We start from the raw sequence: 17,539 nt of genomic DNA on the forward strand, positions 1-17,539 counted from the left end.
ATCGATCAGGACCGATCGTCGCTCGACTTTTCCGCTCCAATCAGAAACTCCACATTCCCTTTTGGACCTGTAATCGGACTCTCCGTGATGCCCAGAATGTGCCAGCCGGCCATGATCAGCCAATCCCTCACTTTATCACAGGCGGCTTGCCGGACCGCGTCATCACGAACAACACCGCCCTTGCCGACCTCGTTTCGCTCGGCTTCAAATTGCGGCTTTACCAGCGCAACCAGCAGGGCTCCGTCTTTCGCAAATTCCAGTGGACGTTCCAGCACTTTTGTCAGCGAAATGAAACTGGCGTCGCAAACAATTATATCGATCTTCTCGGGAATATGCTGATCGGTCAAGATTCTGGCACTGGTCTGCTCGTGAACAACCACCCGTTCATCCTGCCTCAGCTTCCATGCGAGCTGATTGGTGCCGCTATCGACAGCGTAGACTTTTGCAGCGCCCCCGTTTAGCAGCACGTCGGTAAAGCCACCGGTGCTGCTGCCGACATCCATCGCGATCAGACCTTTGGTATCGATGCCAAAATGGCGCAACCCATGGTCGAGCTTGATGCCGCCACGAGACACCCATGGATGGTCTTTGCCCTTCAACTCAATCAGCGCATCGCTGGCAATCTTGTGGCCAGGCTTGTCGATTTTCTTCCCAGCGACGGTCACCAATCCCGCCATGATATAGGCTTGCGCTTTGGCCCTACTCTCAGCGAGACCACGGTCCGCCAGTATCTGGTCGACGCGTTGTTTTGCGACTTTGGGTTGGGACTGGGGCATTGGAAATGAGGACTAGCCTAGCGCCAAGCTTTTGGCCATATTCCTTTACTATGAGAATCATCTTTGCCCGACGGCTTGTTCCGATGAGCTTGCTCGCCCTTGCAGCTTGTTCGACCGCGCTCCCCGAACCGGCGCCAGCTCCTGAACCAGCCAAGCCAATCGCGAAACCAGCGCCCGCACCGGCACTGGCACAGCCGCAAGGCGACTGGATCGACTGGCCCATCACTGCCGGCACATGGAGCTATCGACAGGACGAACGCGGTTCCATTGCGTTATTCGGCCAGACCGGTGAAGACGCAATTTTCATCATTCGTTGTGATAAGGCGCGCCGACAATTATTCTTGTCCAGGGCTGGCTCGGTTGCCGCAGGCGCCACCATGGTCCTGCGCGCCAGCGCGGGACGGGCATCCTATCCAGCTTCCAATAGCGGTGGGACGCCAGCTTATGCAGCGATCTCGGTGTCGCCAATGGACCTTATGATGGATCGAATTTCCTATAGCCGCGGACGCTTTGCCGTCGAAACCAGTGGCCTGCAATCGATTGCCCTGCCCTCTTGGCCAGAATTCAGTCGAGTGGTTGAAGATTGTCGCAGCTAATCACGCCGGAACGCGCAATACTGACAGCAAAATAGAAAAATTCAAGACTTGTTCGCTAAAGAAATTTGATTCAAACCGTGATTGTCGAACAGCGGAGAAGTTTCAATGCAAGAGTTCGTATTTCATTCACAAGCGAAAGGAGGTGGTCCGATGTCTCATGGTTCAGCACAGGGGTCGGAAAAATCCGTTCGGGGGGCACATCTGATCTAGATATCAGGCAACCCGGCAGCGGCACTTCCTACCGCTGACCCATGTTCAGAGGCTGTCGGTCCACACGACCGGCAGCCTCTTTTCATTCTGCTCTGTCCGATGTCTCAAGATATTCTTCGCGGATCATGAAATCGCGGATACCGATCCTCACTTCCCGCAAAAACTGGATGAGAGCGCACGACAGCAGACAAATCGCAAAGAAAAACGCCCCGGCAATCGCCAGCGACAGATCAATCGCCGTAAGCCCCATGATGAACAGCATGCCGATCAACGTGCAGGCGGTGATAGCGCTGATAACGCTGAGAAAGATTGCACTGTTTACGATCTTGATCCGCAACTGCAGGTCTCCCAGTTCCGCAACCAATAGACGGCGGTCCAAACCAGTGGTTGACTGGAACAGTTCCTGCAGATTGCGCGAACGATCAATAATCCGTGCCAACCGTCCGGCAAACAGGTTAAGCATCGCGCCAATACCGACAAGCAGAAATGCCGGCGCAAGCGCGGTTTGCATTACAGTGACAATATCAGCGCTCGCGACTGGGGAGAATCCGTTCATCTCTTCATCCTGATCCGCAGCACGAGACCTTCTGTTGGCTGTTCATCCCACAAGGTCAGCGCAAAGCGCTCTGCATCAGCCCGCGCCCGATCCAGCACCTTGTCAGGCACATCACCGGCGGCAAAAATCTGATCTGCCTGACCGAGCCAACGCGCTTGGCGGAGGGTTAAATCGTCAGGATCGTCGCTGGTGAGTTCCAGATCGATAACTTGCGACCGCGCTTGCCCGTTTGGCTGATCGAGCCAGTCGTCGATGTCGACTGCACTATGCTCGACCATGATGTCCAGAGGTCCATCGGGCGCCAGCGCCGCATCAATCGCTTTCCGCCGCGCCGCGCCATCGGGCCAGATCTGCTGGATCCGCGGTCGGGCGCCAAGCAGCGCCTTTGCCACTTCACCGAGGCCAGCAGGCAGCAATTGCTCAAGCCTTTGTCGCAGCGCCTTGGCCAGACCTGCAGAGGCCCCGCCGGTTCCCATCGCAATCAGCACCGGGTCGCGGTCGATGATCGCAGGCGTCGTATAATCGCACAGAGCAGACCGGTCGACCGCATTGACCAGCAAACCGCGCGCTTTCAAGCGCGCTACCGCTGCCATTGCCGCCTGATCATCTTCCAGCGCCACCACGGCGAGCGTCAGACCTTCGGCCGTTTCATCATCGGTGATAATAGCTCCGGCCCTCTCATAGAGCCGCTTTTTGGCCTCAGCCATCTCACCACGTCCGAGAAGCAGGATCGTGCGGCCCTCCAAATTCACAAAAATCGGCAACTGGTTCATCGCATCTACCAATATTGTTGGTCATGCCGTCAGTCGCCGGCCTGACGCATTATTTCAGCCAGTCTGGCACATGTTCTGCCGCCATGATTGTAGCAGGGTCAATCCGTTCAGCGACCACGGCAGAGCGATCACCATCGACCAGCACCTCAGGAACGAGAGGCCGGCTGTTATACGTATTGGCCATGGTGGCACCATAGGCGCCGGCCGTACGGAATATCCCCAGATCATCGGTCTGGACCCGATCAACGACCCGTTCCTTGGCAAATATATCGCTGCTCTCACAAATCGGACCGACAATCGAGGCTACCATGGTTTCACCGCTGGGCTCGACCGCTTCGAAATGATGCCAAGCATCATAAATGGCTGGCCGCATGAGATCGTTCATTGCCGCGTCGATAATCACGAAATCGCTGTTCACGCCGGGCTTGATCCGAATGACCTTGGTGATCATCACTCCGCTGTTCCCGGCAATGACGCGGCCAGGTTCGAACATCAGCGTAACATCCCAACCCTGGGTAACCCGCGCGACCATCGCACCATATTCCGCCGGACTTGGGGGATTGTCGTCCGGCTTGTAGGGAACACCCAGCCCGCCACCGAGATCGACATGAGTAACCACATGCCCTGCATGGCGAAGTTCGGCTATCAATTCGCCCATTCTTGCATAGCATTTTTCCAGCGGTTCGAGCCGTTGCAACTGACTGCCGATATGAACCGCCACCCCGCGCAGATCGAGTCCCGCGAGTTTCGAAAGCCGCGCATAGATATCCAGAGCGACATCGATCGCGACCCCGAATTTATTCTCCTTTTTCCCGGTCGAAATTTTGGCGTGGGTTCCTGCATCAACATCCGGATTGACGCGGAGCGTTGCAGAGGCTTTCACACCGCGGGCAGCAGCTATCTCCGACAGCATTTCGCCTTCTTCTTCCGATTCCAGGTTGAACTGTCCGATGCCTTTATCGAGTCCGAGCGCCAGTTCCTCGCGGCTTTTGCCAACGCCCGAGAATACTATATCTTCCGCCTTCATACCCGCTGCGAGGGCACGCTCCATTTCGCCGCCGGACACCACATCCGCGCCATAGCCCTGGTTTGCCAATATGCGCAGAACAGCGAGATTGGGGTTCGCTTTTACCGCGAAAGCCAGATGAATGTCGCCGGCGTCTTTAAGGCCTTCACGAAAAACCCGTGCGTGACGCTCTAGCGTCGCCCGCGAGTAAACGTAGACCGGAGTACCGACCTCGTTCGCGATCTGCGTCAACGGAATGTCTTCCGCGTGCAATACCCCATTTTTGAGCTGGAAATGGTCCAAAATCTTATACTTTCAAATGAATGGAAGGATGCTAGCCCGGAGGCGGCAGGTCGAACTCGTCATCTTGGCGCTTTTCCGAACGACGGAGCAATTCATCGCTGCGCTCCGGCATCGCCTGGGTCGACGGAACCAGCAGATCTTCGCCGCTAGGCGTTTTCATCTCCCCATAGACCGGCGGTGGCAGCGCCTCACCTTTAGCGGGCTGCAAAGCGCCGCGATTGCCACAGGCTGCCAGAACGAGACTCGCTCCAGCCAGCACAAAAAACGAACAGACTTTATTCATTTCAGGTCTCCAGCCCCAGTGCCGTCTTGGCCCTGGCAATCTGAACCCTTACTTGATCCGGCGCGGTGCCACCATAGCTCGATCTGCTGGCCACCGATGCATCGACCGTTAATACGTCGAATACACCTGCATCAATCCGGTTGTCGATCGCCTGGAACTGCTCGAGGGTAAGATCAGCCAAATCGCAGCCTTTCTCTTCAGCCAGGGCCACAACTGTTCCCGTAACATGGTGCGCTTCACGAAACGGCAGCTTTGCCTCCCGCACCAGCCAGTCGGCAAAATCGGTTGCCGTCGAAAATCCGGATTCGGCCAGAGCGCGCATCCGGTCGCCGCTAAATTCAACTTCGGCAATCATCCCGGTCATAGCGGCGATCGACAAACCAAGCAGATCATGGGCTTCAAATACGGGCGGCTTGTCGTCTTGCATGTCCTTAGAATAGGCCAGCGGAAGGCCCTTCATCGTGACCACCAGCGCATTCATCGCGCCCGCAATCCGCCCGACATGGCCGCGGACCAGCTCCGCGGCATCGGGATTGCGTTTCTGCGGCATGATCGATGACCCGGTTGAAAAACTGTCGGGCAGCTTGATGAAACCGAAGGGCTGACTAGCCCAGATCACCATTTCCTCAGCTAGCCGGGAAAGATGCAGACTGCATTGGGTGGCTGCCATCAGATAGTCGAGTGCAAAATCCCGATCGGAAACCGAATCCAGACTATTGCCTGTCGGTCCGTCGAAACCCAGCGCTGATGCCGTTGCATTGCGATCGATGGGAAAACCGGTACCGGCCAGCGCCGCTGCACCGAGCGGTGATTCATTCATCCGTCGCCGGGCATCGGCAAATCGCGAGCGATCCCGGCGGATCATTTCATAATAGGCCATCAGATGGTGGCCAAGGCTCACCGGCTGAGCGGACTGCAAATGGGTAAAGCCGGGCATGATAGTGTCAGCATGTTCTTCAGCGCGGTCCACCAGTGCCTCTTGCAGAGCCGCCAGCGCACTGTCCGCCATGTCCATCGCTTCGCGAACCCAAAGCCGGAAGTCGGTCGCGACCTGATCGTTGCGAGAGCGAGCCGTATGCAGCCGCCCGGCCACCGGACCGACAATTTCCGAAAGACGCGCTTCAACATGCATGTGAATGTCTTCCAGGTCGAGATTCTCGGTGACGCCGTCGGCCTCAAATTCCTGCGCGATCTGGTTCAAGCCGTTGATGATCTGTGTCGCATCCTCGGCTTCGACGATTTCCTGTTCGGCCAGCATAGCGACATGGGCCAAACTCGCGCGAATATCATGGCGCCATAATTTCTTGTCGAACGGGATCGAGGCGTTTATCTCACGCATGATTGACGAAGGGCCATCGGCAAACCTGCCACCCCACATGATATTGGAATTCTTTGTGTCTTTTGTGATGCGTACCGTCCTGTCTATGGCCATATTGTTGAGCGTCGCGGCCTGCGATAGAGACTCCAGTGAAACGGAGCAAGAATTTGCTGCCAGCAACACAGAGGAAAGTGGCGACACGATAGATAGTGGTCAAGGGCTCGCCGGCAAGCTGGACATCTCGCAGCGCGGTACAGCGATGGTCGATACACCGTTCCAAGCGCCTGACGGAAGCACGGTGCGGTTGAAAGACTTCATTGGCAAGCCTTTGCTGGTCAATATCTGGGCCACGTGGTGCGCACCATGCATTGTGGAAATGCCGATGCTTGACACTTTGGCTGCACGGGAAAAAGCGCGGATGCAGGTGCTCGTCGTTTCGCAGGACATTCAGGGCGCGGAAAAAGTTGTACCGTTTTTCGAACGGGCCGATTTTCAGCAGCTAGAACCTTATGTTGACCCCGAAAATGGCCTCAGCTTCGGTTTCGGCTCCGGCCTTATGCCGACTACCGTTCTTTATGATGCGGAGGGAAAAGAAGTTTGGCGCGTGGTCGGCGCCATGGATTGGGATGGTGCCAAGGCAGCTACATTGTTGGAGGATACGCTCGCCAAAGATTGACATCCAGGTCCGGCGTCTTCCGATTTGAGCCCAAATTGCCGCGAAACAGGTCTTCTCAACCGGAGAATGGATTGCGTTCAAATCGAATTCGGTTATTCTCAACGAACCTTTCGCTAGTGGAGAATTTCGATGAGCCGCCGAAAATTACAAACCCTCTTGCCCGTTGTTGCCGGAATAATGCTGCTTTCCGCTTGTGGGCAGAATGCCGAGACAGACGTGGCATCCGAAGCAGCCAGCGCCGAACTTCCCAACGGAATGACGGTGAAAGAACAGATTGAGGCCAGACAGGGTCATCTCAAGAAGATCGGCAAAGCATTCAAGGCGATCAGTGATCAGCTAAAAGCGGGCAGCCCGGACCTGGCGGAGATCCAGACCGCAGCGGCAAGTGTTCCGCAAGAAGCGATGGGCATGGCCGATTGGTTCCCCGAAGGCACCGGACCTGGATCCGGAGTGAAAACTGAAGCCTTGCCGATCATCTGGGAAGACAAGGCGGACTTTGACGAAAAGGTTTTGGCGATGCAGGATGCAGCCGGAAATCTGGCCACTGTAGCCCAAGGAGGCGACATCGCGGCGATCGGCGCGGCATTCAAGACAACCGGGGGGACCTGCAAAGACTGTCACGACAAATATCGCGAAGACGACTAGTTAGCGATGACAACCAAACCAGCACACATACTGGTCTGGGACGGTGCCATAAGATTGGTGCACTGGCTTTTGGTTCTCCTTGTTCCGCTTCTCTGGTGGACCGCAGAGGAAGGCCATATGGACTGGCATAAAAGTCTTGGCCTGACGATGTTTGGACTCGTCCTCTTCCGGCTGATATGGGGATTGATAGGGACTTGGACCGCTCGATTTGCCCCCATGATCCGCCGAATTGGGTCGCTGGGGTCCTATGTTGGCCAGTTGCGCCGCAAAGCGCATCGTGCGAGCTTCGGTCACAGTCCTTTAGCAGTGCTCAGCGTATTCGCCCTTTTGGGAGCACTCACCATACAAGTTACAACGGGGCTGTTTTCTGTCGATGTCGATGGCCTTGAATCCGGACCACTGGCCGTTCTCGTGTCGTTCGAAACCGGCCGGCAGTTCGCCGACATTCACGAACTAAACTTCAATTTGCTGGCCGCGCTGATTGCACTTCATGTCGCAGCGATCACCTTCTACCATTTTGTGCTGAAAGAGAAGCTGGTCAGGCCGATGATTACCGGCCGTCGATCGCGCGTCGACTTTTCTGACGCCCAGTTGCCCGAGACTCGCTTGCGGGTGCTGCCAATGTTGTCAGCTGCGCTGGTGTCGTTCGCCTGCGTCATGGCGATATCGAATTTTGGCTAAAAGAAATTGCTGAAACAACCATCCCCGATCTCGATCGGGAAGGTGGTGGGCGATGACGGGCTCGAACCGCCGACATCTTCGGTGTAAACGAAGCGCTCTACCAACTGAGCTAATCGCCCCATGACAAGATGCAATATGCATCGTTGAGGTCAGGCGAGCGCCATTGCCAAATCACGACGCCTTTGGCAAGCCAATTTCCATTCATTTGCTGACAAGATGATGGATGAGACATTTTCCGCCAAGTGAGACATGATATTTTGGGGATTAACCAGAACACGAGCTAACTCCGCGATTCGCCAGTTATACATCGTTATCCACAGCATATATTCTTTATATTTCAATATGTTAAAAAGATATTTAGCAAAATCCGAGGCTTGCCGCTGTCAATCGAAATATTTCATTTTTTTTACAGCACCGCCCTTGCTCGACTCACTCAGAGGGGCTTACTAAGGGAACTCGGCTGAAGGCGACGATTGCAATATCCGGGCCTAATTTGAAAATGAAACTGATCGCTGAAAACGTGTTTTCAGCTCAGGATTGCTGCGCCTGATTCATTCCCATGGCTGGGGGTATTGAAGGAGCTGTGTTTCATAATCGACGGTCGAATTAGGCGGCGATGCGATGGCGCATGCCGGTCGGGGAAGATGTCGGGGGATGCTAGTGAACGAGTATGTACGAAATCAGGCTGGTGAGCTTTCTGCCACCGGTCCTGTTGGTGGGGAGACTGTTATTTCATCTGACCTTGAGAGCGCTTGGCTCAAAATCTGTGCCGGACTGCGCCGTGATCTAGGTGCGCAAATTTTCGGACAGTGGATCAAACCGATCAAGCTGTCGGGCTTTGATTCAGATGCAGGCGTGCTGGATCTCGAGCTCCCGTCAGAATTCGCCGCGACATGGGTTCGTGATCGCTATGCCGATCGTTTGCTGCTGGCTTGGAAAGCGCATTATCCGGCAGTTGCAAACCTGACTTTTGAGACCCGGTCAGGCGCTGCAAAAATCGCCCAGCTCTCGCAGAATGGCAGTGCTAGGTCAAAAACCACTGGTGCGGCTCCCTCTGAAAGCAAATTTCGCCTGGATCTGGATCCTCGGATGACCTTCGGCCAGTTTATCCCCGGTGATTCGAACGTGCTGGCGCTCAACGCTGCACAGCGTACGGCAGCGGCGGAAAAACCGCTTTTCAGCCCGCTGTATCTCCAGTCCTCAACCGGACAGGGAAAAACCCATTTGATGCACGCCATCGGCCATGCATTTCGGGAAGAATTCCCGACTTCGACCATCATCTATATGTCGGCCGAACGGTTCATGATCGAATTTGTTTCGGCAATGCGGCGTAACGAAGGGATGGAATTCAAGGCTTCGTTGCGCGAAGCCGACCTGCTGATGATCGATGACATCCAGTTCATCGTCGGCAAAAATTCCACGCAGGAGGAGTTTCTCCACACGGTCGATTCACTGATCAGCCAGGGCAAGCGGGTTGTCGTGGCGGCGGACCGTCCACCACAAGCGCTGGACGGGGTGGACCAGCGCTTGCTCTCACGTCTCTCGATGGGCTTGGTTGCCGACATCCAGTCCGCTGGTCTGGAACTGCGGCGCGACATTCTCAATCATCGCCTCTCCACAATGCCACACCAGCATGTGTCGGAAGAAGTTGTCGACTTCCTCGCCCGCACAATCAGCCGCAATTTGCGCGAACTGGAGGGCGGTCTCAACAAGCTGCTCGCCTATGCGCAACTGACCGGCCGCGAAATCAGCCGCGAACTGGCCGAAGAGCAATTGTCCGACATATTGAGCGCCTGCCGCCGCCGGATCACGATCGACGAGATCCAGCGCACGGTTTGCGAATATTATCGGCTCGACCGGAACGAGATGTCGTCCAAACGCCGCGCTCGCGCGGTCGCAAGGCCGCGTCAGGTGGCGATGTATCTGGCAAAAGTCATGACACCGCGCAGCTATCCAGAAATCGGCCGAAAATTCGGCGGCCGGGATCACAGCACGGTGATCCATGCGGTAAAGCTCGTCGAGCACCTGCGCGGCGAAGACAGCGAAATGGACAATGACGTCCGTATGCTGCTCCGACAGCTAGAGAGCTGAAACGCTAAGGGGGCCCCTAGCTAGTTTTTCTCGGGAGCAACCGAAATCCGGACGCGTTCGCCGCTATTGCCCGGAAAGTCGGTGAACATCGCTTCAACCAGATTGGGCACGAGGTAAGTCAGGTTCTTGGAGCGCGAGAGTGCTTCCGCCTTACCTTCGAACAGGCGCTTGCCGTCGGCTGCCCGGTCTATCTTCATATCCAGTTCGGAGGTGTACACGGTGAAGCTGCGAACACCGTCATAGCCGGAGAATCCGTAGCCGCCGAACAGGAATGGATCGTTGAAGCCATAAAGATAGCGGTGACGCCCATAATATCCGCCGAATCGACTTCTGGGATAAAAGGGGTCATAATCCGCAACCACCTTTTCCCGACCGTTGTCGATATCATAATCCATTCTGACAATCAGCTGTGCTGCCGCCGGGTCGTCGCTGCGACGATAGCCCATATCCATCATGCGCTGTTCGACCAATGCAGCATATTGCCCGAACTCAAGGCCGCCAGCCAGTTCGGGATCGTCCGCCACCACAGCAAAGCTTTGCCCGGTGGTTTCCGGAAGCGCCTCAAAGCGCTGCACATCGGCACGGAAAGGAGTGGCGCAGGCTGCCAGTGTCAGCACTGCAAGCGGTGCGAGCAGCGGAAGCCCCTTTCGTGTCATTCTAAATTTACCCAAAATACTCATCTCTTATCCTTCAGATTACTCAATAACTTTACCTGTATGATAAAGGAGGCGTGCTGAACCGGCTTTGAACAACGACAGGTTGCTTCTTCGGCCCAGCTTGGACTTGATTGTGGGACCTGTACAAGCAAAATCCAGCGTCAGAGGTCGGTCACTGAAATCTATCCGACCGCTGCGGCACCCCGCTCGGGCGAGCAGGCGCGCAATTGTGTCGACAGCAGACAAAAGAAAACCCGCCACAATCGGGCGGGTTTTTTTGTGTAGGCCTGAAAATCTGATTAAGCGGTTTGCAGCGCGGCAACCCGTTTGGTCAGGCGGCTGAATTTCCGCGAAGCGGTGTTTTTGTGATACAGACCCTTGCTCACACCGCGCGCGAGTTCAGGCTGAACAGCCTTCAGCGCTGCTACTGCGACGTCTTTATCGCCTGCCTCAACGGCAGCATCCACGGCCTTGATCTTCGTGCGGATCTGGCTCAGGCGATTTTTGTTGATCGCGGTGCGGCGCGTGTTGCGACGGATACGTTTTTTTGCTTGCGGCGTATTAGCCATGAAAAACCCTCAAAATCTGAAATTAAATGCCGGGACGTTGCGTACCGCTTCCGGCTCAAGACGGCGGCCAATAGCGTGACAGCCGATTCTCGTCAATAGCTTAGTGAACCGCTTATTTCTGGCATCGCGAGCAGTAAAAGGTCGACCGGCCACTATCGACTCGACGACGAACCAGTGCGCCGCACTCACAGGCCTGCCCTTCCCGACCATAGACCCGCCAGTCTTTGGCGAAATAGCCCAGTTCCCCGTCCGGCTGCACGAAATCGCGGAGAGAAGAGCCGCCAGCTGCTATGGCCGCCCGCAATACCTGTTTGATCGCGGCAACGAGCCGATCATAGCGTGGCTTCGAGATCACTTCGCCGCGCAACCGTGGTGATATGCCCGCCATGTGCAGCGCTTCACATACATAGATATTGCCGAGTCCCGCCACGATGCGCTGATCCAGCATCAATTGCTTGATCGGCGCCTTGCGGCCTTTGGTCATTGCTTTCAGATACGCGCCGGTAAAATCGTCGCCAAGCGGCTCCGGTCCCATTAAGACAAAAGGTTTATAGCTGTCCAAGTCGTCGGATCGCAAGATATCCAGCGAGCCGAATCGCCGCGGGTCGTTGAGCACCAGCCGATGACCCGAAGCGGTCTCAAGCAGCAGATGGTCATGTTTCTCGATGACCTCGGGATCAATCCGCCAGCGCCCTGACATGCCGAGATGGAAGATCATCACGTCCCCGCGGTCGGTGGTCACCAGACCATATTTAGCCCGTCTGCCAAGCGCAGTCACTATCGCCCCGGTCATCCGCTGCCGCAAATCAACCGGAATAGGCCATCGCAAATCCGCGCGCCGCGGTTCGACCAGCGTCAGCCGCTGCCCTTCCAGCACGGGTCGCAACCCGGCGACGGTCGTCTCCACTTCTGGCAGCTCAGGCATGATAGTCCCAATCCCTTACGGTCCAATGGGCAGCTACAGAGTGATTGCAGTGCTGCCAAGGCTCGTCTACTCGGGACCTCAAAGAAAAATCAGCATGAGCAAAAAATGGCTATCGAAAGCAAAACCGTATCCTTCGGCTACGAAGAGATTGACGAGAGCGAAAAGACCGGCAAGGTCGGCGCGGTCTTCTCCAGCGTCGCCTCCAAATATGACGTGATGAACGACGCCATGAGCGCCGGCACACACCGCTTGTGGAAAGATCGTTTCGTACGCCGGGTCAAGCCGCGCGCCGGCGAAAATATTCTCGATATGGCTGGTGGCACCGGTGATATCGCCTTTCGCATGGTCGATAGCGGCGCCAATATAACGGTCGCCGACATCAATGCGGAAATGCTGGCCGAAGGTGTGGAACGGGCACTCGCAAAAGACGAAACGCGTCTGGTCTGGAGCCAGCAAAATGCAGAAGAATTAAATTTTCCGGATGCCCATTTCGATGCCTATACGATTGTCTTTGGGATCCGCAATGTGACCCATATCGACAAGGCGCTGGCCGAAGCGCACCGCACGCTGAAATATGGCGGACGATTCTATTGCATGGAATTCTCACAGACCAACTGGCCCGGTTTTGACAAAATCTACGAAACCTATTCTCACAAGATCCTGCCAAAGGTTGGCAAGGCGGTGGCGAATGACGAGGCCAGCTATCGCTACCTCGCCGAATCGATCGCAAAGTTCCCGCCGATGGAGGATTTTCGGAGGATGATCGAAGCTGCCGGGTTCCGCCAGACCAAGGTCGAGCCGCTGATGGGCGGCCTTGTCGCAATCCACAGCGGCTGGAAAGTCTGAGCGTTAATACCGGATGACCAGCGCCCGCACCCATATCTTCCGCCTGCTTAAATGGGGTCGCACGCTCGCCAGGCATGGCGCGCTGCGCGATCTGGAAAAGCATAAGGCGACGCCGCCACAGGTCCGGCGTCTGTTCCGAATTGCCCGGCTCGGAACGTTCCAGCCGAAAGAACCCAATTATTCGGCCGCTCTGCGAGAGATCGGTCCGGCAGCGATCAAACTGGGCCAGACATTGGCAACCCGGCCCGATGTGATTGGCGAAGCGGCGGCGCGCGATCTGCTGCAGCTGCAAGATAGCCTGCCACCAGTGCCCTTCGACCAGATCCGCGAGGAGATTGAAGTGAGCCTCGGTAAGTCGCTCGCCGAATTATACAGCCATATCGATCCCGATCCGGTCGGTGCCGCCTCGATCGCGCAAGTGCATCGGGCCACCACGCTGGAAGGCAAGGATGTGGCGGTCAAGGTGCTGCGCCCCGGCATCATCAAGAAATTCAGCCAGGATATCGAGACATATGAATGGGCCGCCGCCCATCTTGAAGCCCTTGGTGGCGAGGCCAGAAGACTGCGGCCCCAACTGGTCATTGCCAATTTCCGTCGCTGGACCATGCGGGAGCTGGACCTGCGGCGCGAGGCGGCGAGCGCATCGGAACTGGCCGAACATATGGCTCAGGAGGAAAAATACGAGATTCCCGCCATCGACTGGGACCGGACATCTGGCCGCGTTCTGACGCTGGACTGGGTCGATGGTATCAAGATATCGAACCGCGAGGCGCTGGTCGCCGCGGGCCATGATCTTGATGCGATTGCCAACCGGCTGGTTCACACCTTCCTGAAACAGGCGATAGAAGCAGGTTATTTCCACGCCGATATGCATCAGGGCAATCTGTTCGTGAAAGCCGACGGCACAATTGTGGCGATTGATTTTGGCATCATGGGCCGGATCAACAAGAAAGCGCGCGTCTGGCTAGCCGAGATTCTCTACGGGCTGACCACGGGCAACTACCGACGGGTCGCTGAAATCCATTTTGAAGCGCAATATGTTCCTGATCATCACAGCATGGAGGATTTCGCCACGGCCCTGCGCGCGGTTGGCGAGCCGATGCGCGGCAAGCCGGTCAGCGAACTGTCAGTCGGTGACATGCTCGACGGGCTGTTCGCTATCACCCGCGATTTCGACATGGAGACGCAGCCACATCTTCTGCTGCTACAGAAGACGATGGTCATGGTCGAAGGCATTGCCACCGACCTCAATCCGCAGATCAATATGTGGGATACCAGCGGTCCCTATGTCAGGGACTGGATTCGCGGCGAACTGGGTCCCGAAGCGGCGATTGCCGACCGAATCAATGATGATCTGGATACGCTGTTGCTGCTCCCCGACATCGTCCGGCGTCTTGATGCCCAGCTCCCCCGCCAAGGTGGCGCCCCGCCACCACCGCCAGTTGCAGAGGTCGAGCTGATTTGGGAGAAGCGACAAAAGGGCCAAGGCGGCGGCTTCTGGCGCTATGCGCTGACTGCGGTGATTGCCGGAGCGGCAACCGCTGGCGCAATGGTGCTTTGGGGCTAGCCTCGCTTTAGCCGGTTACGACAGACTCCAACCTTAGCTTATCCGGTCGGAATAGCCTCCAGCTCTACAGCCAGATCAAACATGGCGCTTTGACTTTGCGCTCGGTTGGAGAAAGCCGCGTAGCTGAAACCCGTATTTATATTATATACCGTGACCATGTTGGTCGCCCCGTTGGATCCGGACTGCCAAGAGTAAAGCTTGGTTGGATCATCGCGCTTGGTGACTACTCGTCCGCCATATGCATAGTCTTCCTTCGGCGTCTGAACGCTCGAGAAGCGGACCAAGCTGTCGTTTGAGATCAACTTGCCGTGATACAATGCATCCATCAGCGCGATCATATCGGCAACGTTGGTATAGCTGCCACCTCCAATAAAGCGGGGTAGCGGATAATCGCCATCGTGATGCGGGCTATTCTTGTTGTAGCCGATAGCTGCATCGGGTTCGCGGTCGATGATATTCTCTAGTCCACCGACAAAAGTCCCGCTGTGCGCCATGCCGGCCGGAACGAAGACATATTGCTGAAGAATCTCGGCATAGGGCTTTTTCGCCACCTTCTCCAAAATATTATGCAGTATCACCCAATTGCTGTTGGCGTAGTCAAACTGGCTACCCGGTTCAAACATCAGGTCTTCACTAAAATACTGGTCGATCGCTTGGTCTATGGTCAAATTCATGCCCGGCAAATCCTCAATCTTCGCGCCGGGATTGGCTTTCAGGAGCCCGGAAAGATTCCCCATCACCGGGCGCAGCGGCTTGTCGGTAATGCCTGAACGATTGCTCATCAGATGCGCGGTTGTAACCTTTGCGGCAATATCCTTGCGATATTCGGGCAGATAGATTGCGATCGGTGCGTCGAGGTCGAGCAAGCCCTTTTCGGCCATCGCGAACGCGGCAATGGAAGCAAAAAATTTATCGACTGAGCCCGTTTGGAATACGCTGTTCACAGTCAAAAGCCGCGTATTAGCCTGATCCGCAAAACCACGCTTGAGAACCACAACGGCCTTTCCAGCCTGCCCGACCGCCATCACGCCATTGAACTGTTTGTCTTCTGCCCAAGCTTGCATTTTGCCAAGTAACGCCGCATTTTCGTCCGATCTTATGATCGGCGCGCCGTCATCTATCGTAGCATGTGGATTCGCACATCCCGCAAGCCCCGCGGCTAGCAACACAATTCCGGAAAGCGCGAGTTTTTGCATAAATATTATCCCACTGAGATTTTTAGGTGTGTTATATGAATAGGTCACATAATAAGTTTGGCAATCACAAATTATGATTTTGTGGACCAGCCGGATTCTCGCTGTAAGAAGGACCCAATGAGAAAGCCCAAACATATTCTGCTGATCATCGGCGGCGGTATTGCTGCCTATAAGGCAGCGGAACTCATTCGCCTGATCCGGAAGTCCGGTATGACGGTGCGCTGCGTGCTGACCGAATCGGGAGCGCAATTTGTCACCCCGATGACACTGGCCGCCCTGTCGGAAAACGAGGTCCACACGACGCTCTGGTCGCTGAAAGACGAAACGGAGATGGGCCATATCCAGTTGTCGCGCGAAGCCGACCTGATCGTCATCTGTCCCGCAACTGCCAATCTGCTGGCAAAGATGGCGGCCGGGATTGCCGATGATCTCGCGACCACCCTGCTGCTGGCGACCGATACTCAGGTGCTGGCCGCGCCGGCAATGAATGTGCGCATGTGGCAGCATGCTGCGACGCAGCGCAATATTGCTCAACTTGGAAGGGATGGCGTCTTGGTCATGCAACCTGATGAAGGCGATATGGCCTGCGGTGAATTTGGGCCCGGAAGATTGCCAGAACCGGATGTGATCTTAAACGCGATTATCAACTGTCTGAACGGTGATGCTTCTGCCGCTGGTTTGCTGGGTGAGACTGAACTCGGTCCCAATCCGCTCGACGGCCAACCCGCCTTCGCTCCCGATCAGCATCGTCCGTTACATGGCAGGCATGTGCTGGTGACGGCTGGCCCAACCCACGAACCGATCGATCCGGTACGCTACATCGCCAACCGTTCTTCCGGACAGCAGGGATTTGCCATCGCGGCCGCTGCGGCCGACGCCGGCGCGCGGGTGACTCTCGTGGCTGGCCCGGTGCATCTGCCGACTCCGGCTGGGGTGATGCGGGTCGATGTCGAAACTGCGGTCGAGATGGAACATGCGGTGCACGATGCCCTGCCCGCCGATGTCGCGATCATGGTCGCCGCCGTCGCCGACTGGCGCGCGGACAGCCAGTCCAGCCAAAAGATCAAGAAGGATGGTGCTGCACCTGCAGCGCTAAAGCTCACCGAAAACCCGGACATATTGGCTGGCCTTGCCAGACATGAACAACGGCCAGATTTGCTGATCGGCTTTGCTGCGGAAACCGAAAATATCACCGAACATGCACAAGCCAAGCTCCGGAAGAAATCCTGCGACTGGATCGTCGCCAATGATGTTTCCGGTCCGGTCGGGAAAAGCGTTATGGGCGGGGCTGACAACAGCGTCCATATCGTAACGCGGAACGGCACAGAAACATGGGACCGCCTGCCCAAGATGGAAGTCGCGCGCCGACTCATCGCCAAAATCGGTGAGGAATTGACCTGATGTTTGACCCTATCGATATTGCCGTCAAGCGCTTGGATAACGCCGGTGACCTGCCTTTGCCTTCCTATGAGACCGAAGGTTCCGCCGGAATGGATGTCCGCGCTGCCGAATCGCTCGTTGTCGCCCCGGGCAAAAGAGAGCTGGTCGCCACCGGCTTGGCCTTTGCTATCCCGCAAGGATATGAGATCCAGGTAAGGCCCCGCTCCGGGCTGGCCCTGAAAAAGGGAATCGGCGTACCCAATTCACCCGGCACAATCGACAGCGATTATCGGGGAGAATTGAAGATCATTCTGATCAATCACGGAGAAGATGATTTTATCATCGAAAGCGGTGACCGTATCGCGCAGATCGTCGTTGCGCCGGTTCAGCGCGGGATTCTTGTCGAAGTGGCCGATCTCGATGACACCCAGCGAGGGTCTGGCGGTTTTGGATCGACTGGCGTATAAGGAAATATCGAAATTGATT

General features: G+C 56.2%; 19 protein-coding genes and 1 tRNA gene. 9 read left to right on the forward strand and 11 right to left on the reverse strand.

Annotated elements, in window-relative coordinates:
* Window positions 1–5 precede the first annotated feature (5 nt).
* Window positions 6–776: a TlyA family RNA methyltransferase gene (locus tag ACN0WW_RS08925; RefSeq protein WP_417611562.1), complete on the reverse strand. Its 771-nt coding sequence runs from the start codon at window positions 774–776 to the stop codon at window positions 6–8.
* A gap of 83 nt (window positions 777–859) precedes the next feature.
* Here ACN0WW_RS08925 and ACN0WW_RS08930 point away from each other — a divergent pair, with 83 nt between their 5' ends.
* Window positions 860–1,372, forward strand: a complete 513-nt coding sequence (locus tag ACN0WW_RS08930; protein WP_417611564.1) for a hypothetical protein — start codon at window positions 860–862, stop codon at window positions 1,370–1,372.
* 292 nt (window positions 1,373–1,664) lie between these two features.
* Here the strand turns inward: ACN0WW_RS08930 and ACN0WW_RS08935 are convergent, their stop codons facing one another.
* The 5 genes from ACN0WW_RS08935 to argH are packed head-to-tail and all read right to left on the reverse strand — an operon-like array spanning window position 1,665 to window position 5,881.
* The gene (locus ACN0WW_RS08935; RefSeq protein WP_417611566.1) at window positions 1,665–2,138 is read right to left on the reverse strand and encodes a DUF2721 domain-containing protein; all 474 of its coding nucleotides are present in this window, start codon (window positions 2,136–2,138) and stop codon (window positions 1,665–1,667) included.
* Complete coding sequence (locus ACN0WW_RS08940; protein WP_417611568.1) at window positions 2,135–2,911, reverse strand: siroheme synthase; 777 nt, start codon at window positions 2,909–2,911, stop codon at window positions 2,135–2,137. Before ACN0WW_RS08940 ends, ACN0WW_RS08935 begins: the two co-directional genes overlap by 4 nt.
* A 49-nt stretch (window positions 2,912–2,960) precedes the next feature.
* Window positions 2,961–4,220: a diaminopimelate decarboxylase gene (lysA, locus tag ACN0WW_RS08945; RefSeq protein WP_417611570.1), complete on the reverse strand. Its 1,260-nt coding sequence runs from the start codon at window positions 4,218–4,220 to the stop codon at window positions 2,961–2,963.
* Between the two features lie 31 nt (window positions 4,221–4,251).
* A complete protein-coding gene (gene lptM / locus ACN0WW_RS08950; protein ID WP_417611572.1) occupies window positions 4,252–4,503 on the reverse strand; it encodes an LPS translocon maturation chaperone LptM in 252 nt (83 codons plus the stop codon).
* Between the two features lies 1 nt (window position 4,504).
* Window positions 4,505–5,881: an argininosuccinate lyase gene (gene argH, locus ACN0WW_RS08955; RefSeq protein ID WP_417611574.1), complete on the reverse strand. Its 1,377-nt coding sequence runs from the start codon at window positions 5,879–5,881 to the stop codon at window positions 4,505–4,507.
* A gap of 58 nt (window positions 5,882–5,939) precedes the next feature.
* Between argH and ACN0WW_RS08960 the strand changes: the two genes are divergently transcribed.
* The 3 genes from ACN0WW_RS08960 to ACN0WW_RS08970 all read left to right on the forward strand — a co-directional run bounded on the left by ACN0WW_RS08960 (window position 5,940) and on the right by ACN0WW_RS08970 (window position 7,823).
* A complete protein-coding gene (locus ACN0WW_RS08960; protein ID WP_417611576.1) occupies window positions 5,940–6,497 on the forward strand; it encodes a TlpA family protein disulfide reductase in 558 nt (185 codons plus the stop codon).
* Window positions 6,498–6,626: 129 nt separating this feature from the next.
* Entirely contained in the window at window positions 6,627–7,142 is a 516-nt protein-coding gene (locus ACN0WW_RS08965) for a c-type cytochrome (RefSeq protein ID WP_417611578.1), read from the forward strand.
* Window positions 7,143–7,148: 6 nt separating this feature from the next.
* On the forward strand, window positions 7,149–7,823 hold the full coding sequence (locus ACN0WW_RS08970; RefSeq protein ID WP_417611580.1) for a cytochrome b/b6 domain-containing protein: 675 nt from the start codon (window positions 7,149–7,151) through the stop codon (window positions 7,821–7,823).
* 43 nt (window positions 7,824–7,866) lie between these two features.
* On the opposite strand, the gene ACN0WW_RS08975 is transcribed toward ACN0WW_RS08970, so the two are convergent.
* Window positions 7,867–7,942, reverse strand: a tRNA-Val gene (locus ACN0WW_RS08975).
* Between the two features lie 535 nt (window positions 7,943–8,477).
* On the opposite strand from ACN0WW_RS08975, the gene dnaA reads away from it, so the two are divergent.
* The gene (dnaA, locus tag ACN0WW_RS08980) at window positions 8,478–9,914 is read left to right on the forward strand and encodes a chromosomal replication initiator protein DnaA (protein WP_417611582.1); all 1,437 of its coding nucleotides are present in this window, start codon (window positions 8,478–8,480) and stop codon (window positions 9,912–9,914) included.
* A gap of 20 nt (window positions 9,915–9,934) precedes the next feature.
* On the opposite strand, the gene ACN0WW_RS08985 is transcribed toward dnaA, so the two are convergent.
* The 3 genes from ACN0WW_RS08985 to mutM form a co-directional block, all read right to left on the reverse strand.
* Window positions 9,935–10,594: a DUF4136 domain-containing protein gene (locus ACN0WW_RS08985; RefSeq protein WP_417611585.1), complete on the reverse strand. Its 660-nt coding sequence runs from the start codon at window positions 10,592–10,594 to the stop codon at window positions 9,935–9,937.
* Window positions 10,595–10,869: 275 nt separating this feature from the next.
* On the reverse strand, window positions 10,870–11,139 hold the full coding sequence (gene rpsT / locus ACN0WW_RS08990) for a 30S ribosomal protein S20 (protein ID WP_417611587.1): 270 nt from the start codon (window positions 11,137–11,139) through the stop codon (window positions 10,870–10,872).
* A gap of 112 nt (window positions 11,140–11,251) precedes the next feature.
* Window positions 11,252–12,064 carry a bifunctional DNA-formamidopyrimidine glycosylase/DNA-(apurinic or apyrimidinic site) lyase gene (gene mutM / locus ACN0WW_RS08995; protein ID WP_417611589.1) on the reverse strand — a complete coding sequence of 271 codons (813 nt, stop codon included), beginning with the start codon at window positions 12,062–12,064 and terminating at the stop codon, window positions 11,252–11,254.
* A gap of 105 nt (window positions 12,065–12,169) precedes the next feature.
* On the opposite strand from mutM, the gene ACN0WW_RS09000 reads away from it, so the two are divergent.
* Window positions 12,170–12,910, forward strand: a complete 741-nt coding sequence (locus ACN0WW_RS09000; protein WP_417611591.1) for a class I SAM-dependent methyltransferase — start codon at window positions 12,170–12,172, stop codon at window positions 12,908–12,910.
* Between the two features lie 13 nt (window positions 12,911–12,923).
* Window positions 12,924–14,477, forward strand: coding sequence for a 2-polyprenylphenol 6-hydroxylase (gene ubiB / locus ACN0WW_RS09005; RefSeq protein ID WP_417611593.1), 1,554 nt, complete (start codon window positions 12,924–12,926; stop codon window positions 14,475–14,477).
* A 38-nt stretch (window positions 14,478–14,515) separates the two neighbouring features.
* On the opposite strand, the gene ACN0WW_RS09010 is transcribed toward ubiB, so the two are convergent.
* On the reverse strand, window positions 14,516–15,673 hold the full coding sequence (locus ACN0WW_RS09010) for a serine hydrolase domain-containing protein (RefSeq protein ID WP_417611595.1): 1,158 nt from the start codon (window positions 15,671–15,673) through the stop codon (window positions 14,516–14,518).
* Window positions 15,674–15,790: 117 nt separating this feature from the next.
* Between ACN0WW_RS09010 and ACN0WW_RS09015 the strand changes: the two genes are divergently transcribed.
* Together ACN0WW_RS09015 and dut are read left to right on the forward strand one after the other, a co-directional pair.
* Window positions 15,791–17,074 carry a bifunctional phosphopantothenoylcysteine decarboxylase/phosphopantothenate synthase gene (locus ACN0WW_RS09015; protein ID WP_417611597.1) on the forward strand — a complete coding sequence of 428 codons (1,284 nt, stop codon included), beginning with the start codon at window positions 15,791–15,793 and terminating at the stop codon, window positions 17,072–17,074.
* On the forward strand, window positions 17,074–17,520 hold the full coding sequence (dut, locus tag ACN0WW_RS09020) for a dUTP diphosphatase (RefSeq protein ID WP_417611599.1): 447 nt from the start codon (window positions 17,074–17,076) through the stop codon (window positions 17,518–17,520). The genes ACN0WW_RS09015 and dut overlap by 1 nt, the downstream gene beginning before the upstream one ends.
* The last annotated feature ends 19 nt before the right edge of the window (window positions 17,521–17,539 follow it).

Source organism: Parasphingorhabdus sp. (assembly GCF_048269865.1).
In the GTDB taxonomy this organism is placed as follows: Bacteria; Pseudomonadota; Alphaproteobacteria; order Sphingomonadales; family Sphingomonadaceae; genus Parasphingorhabdus.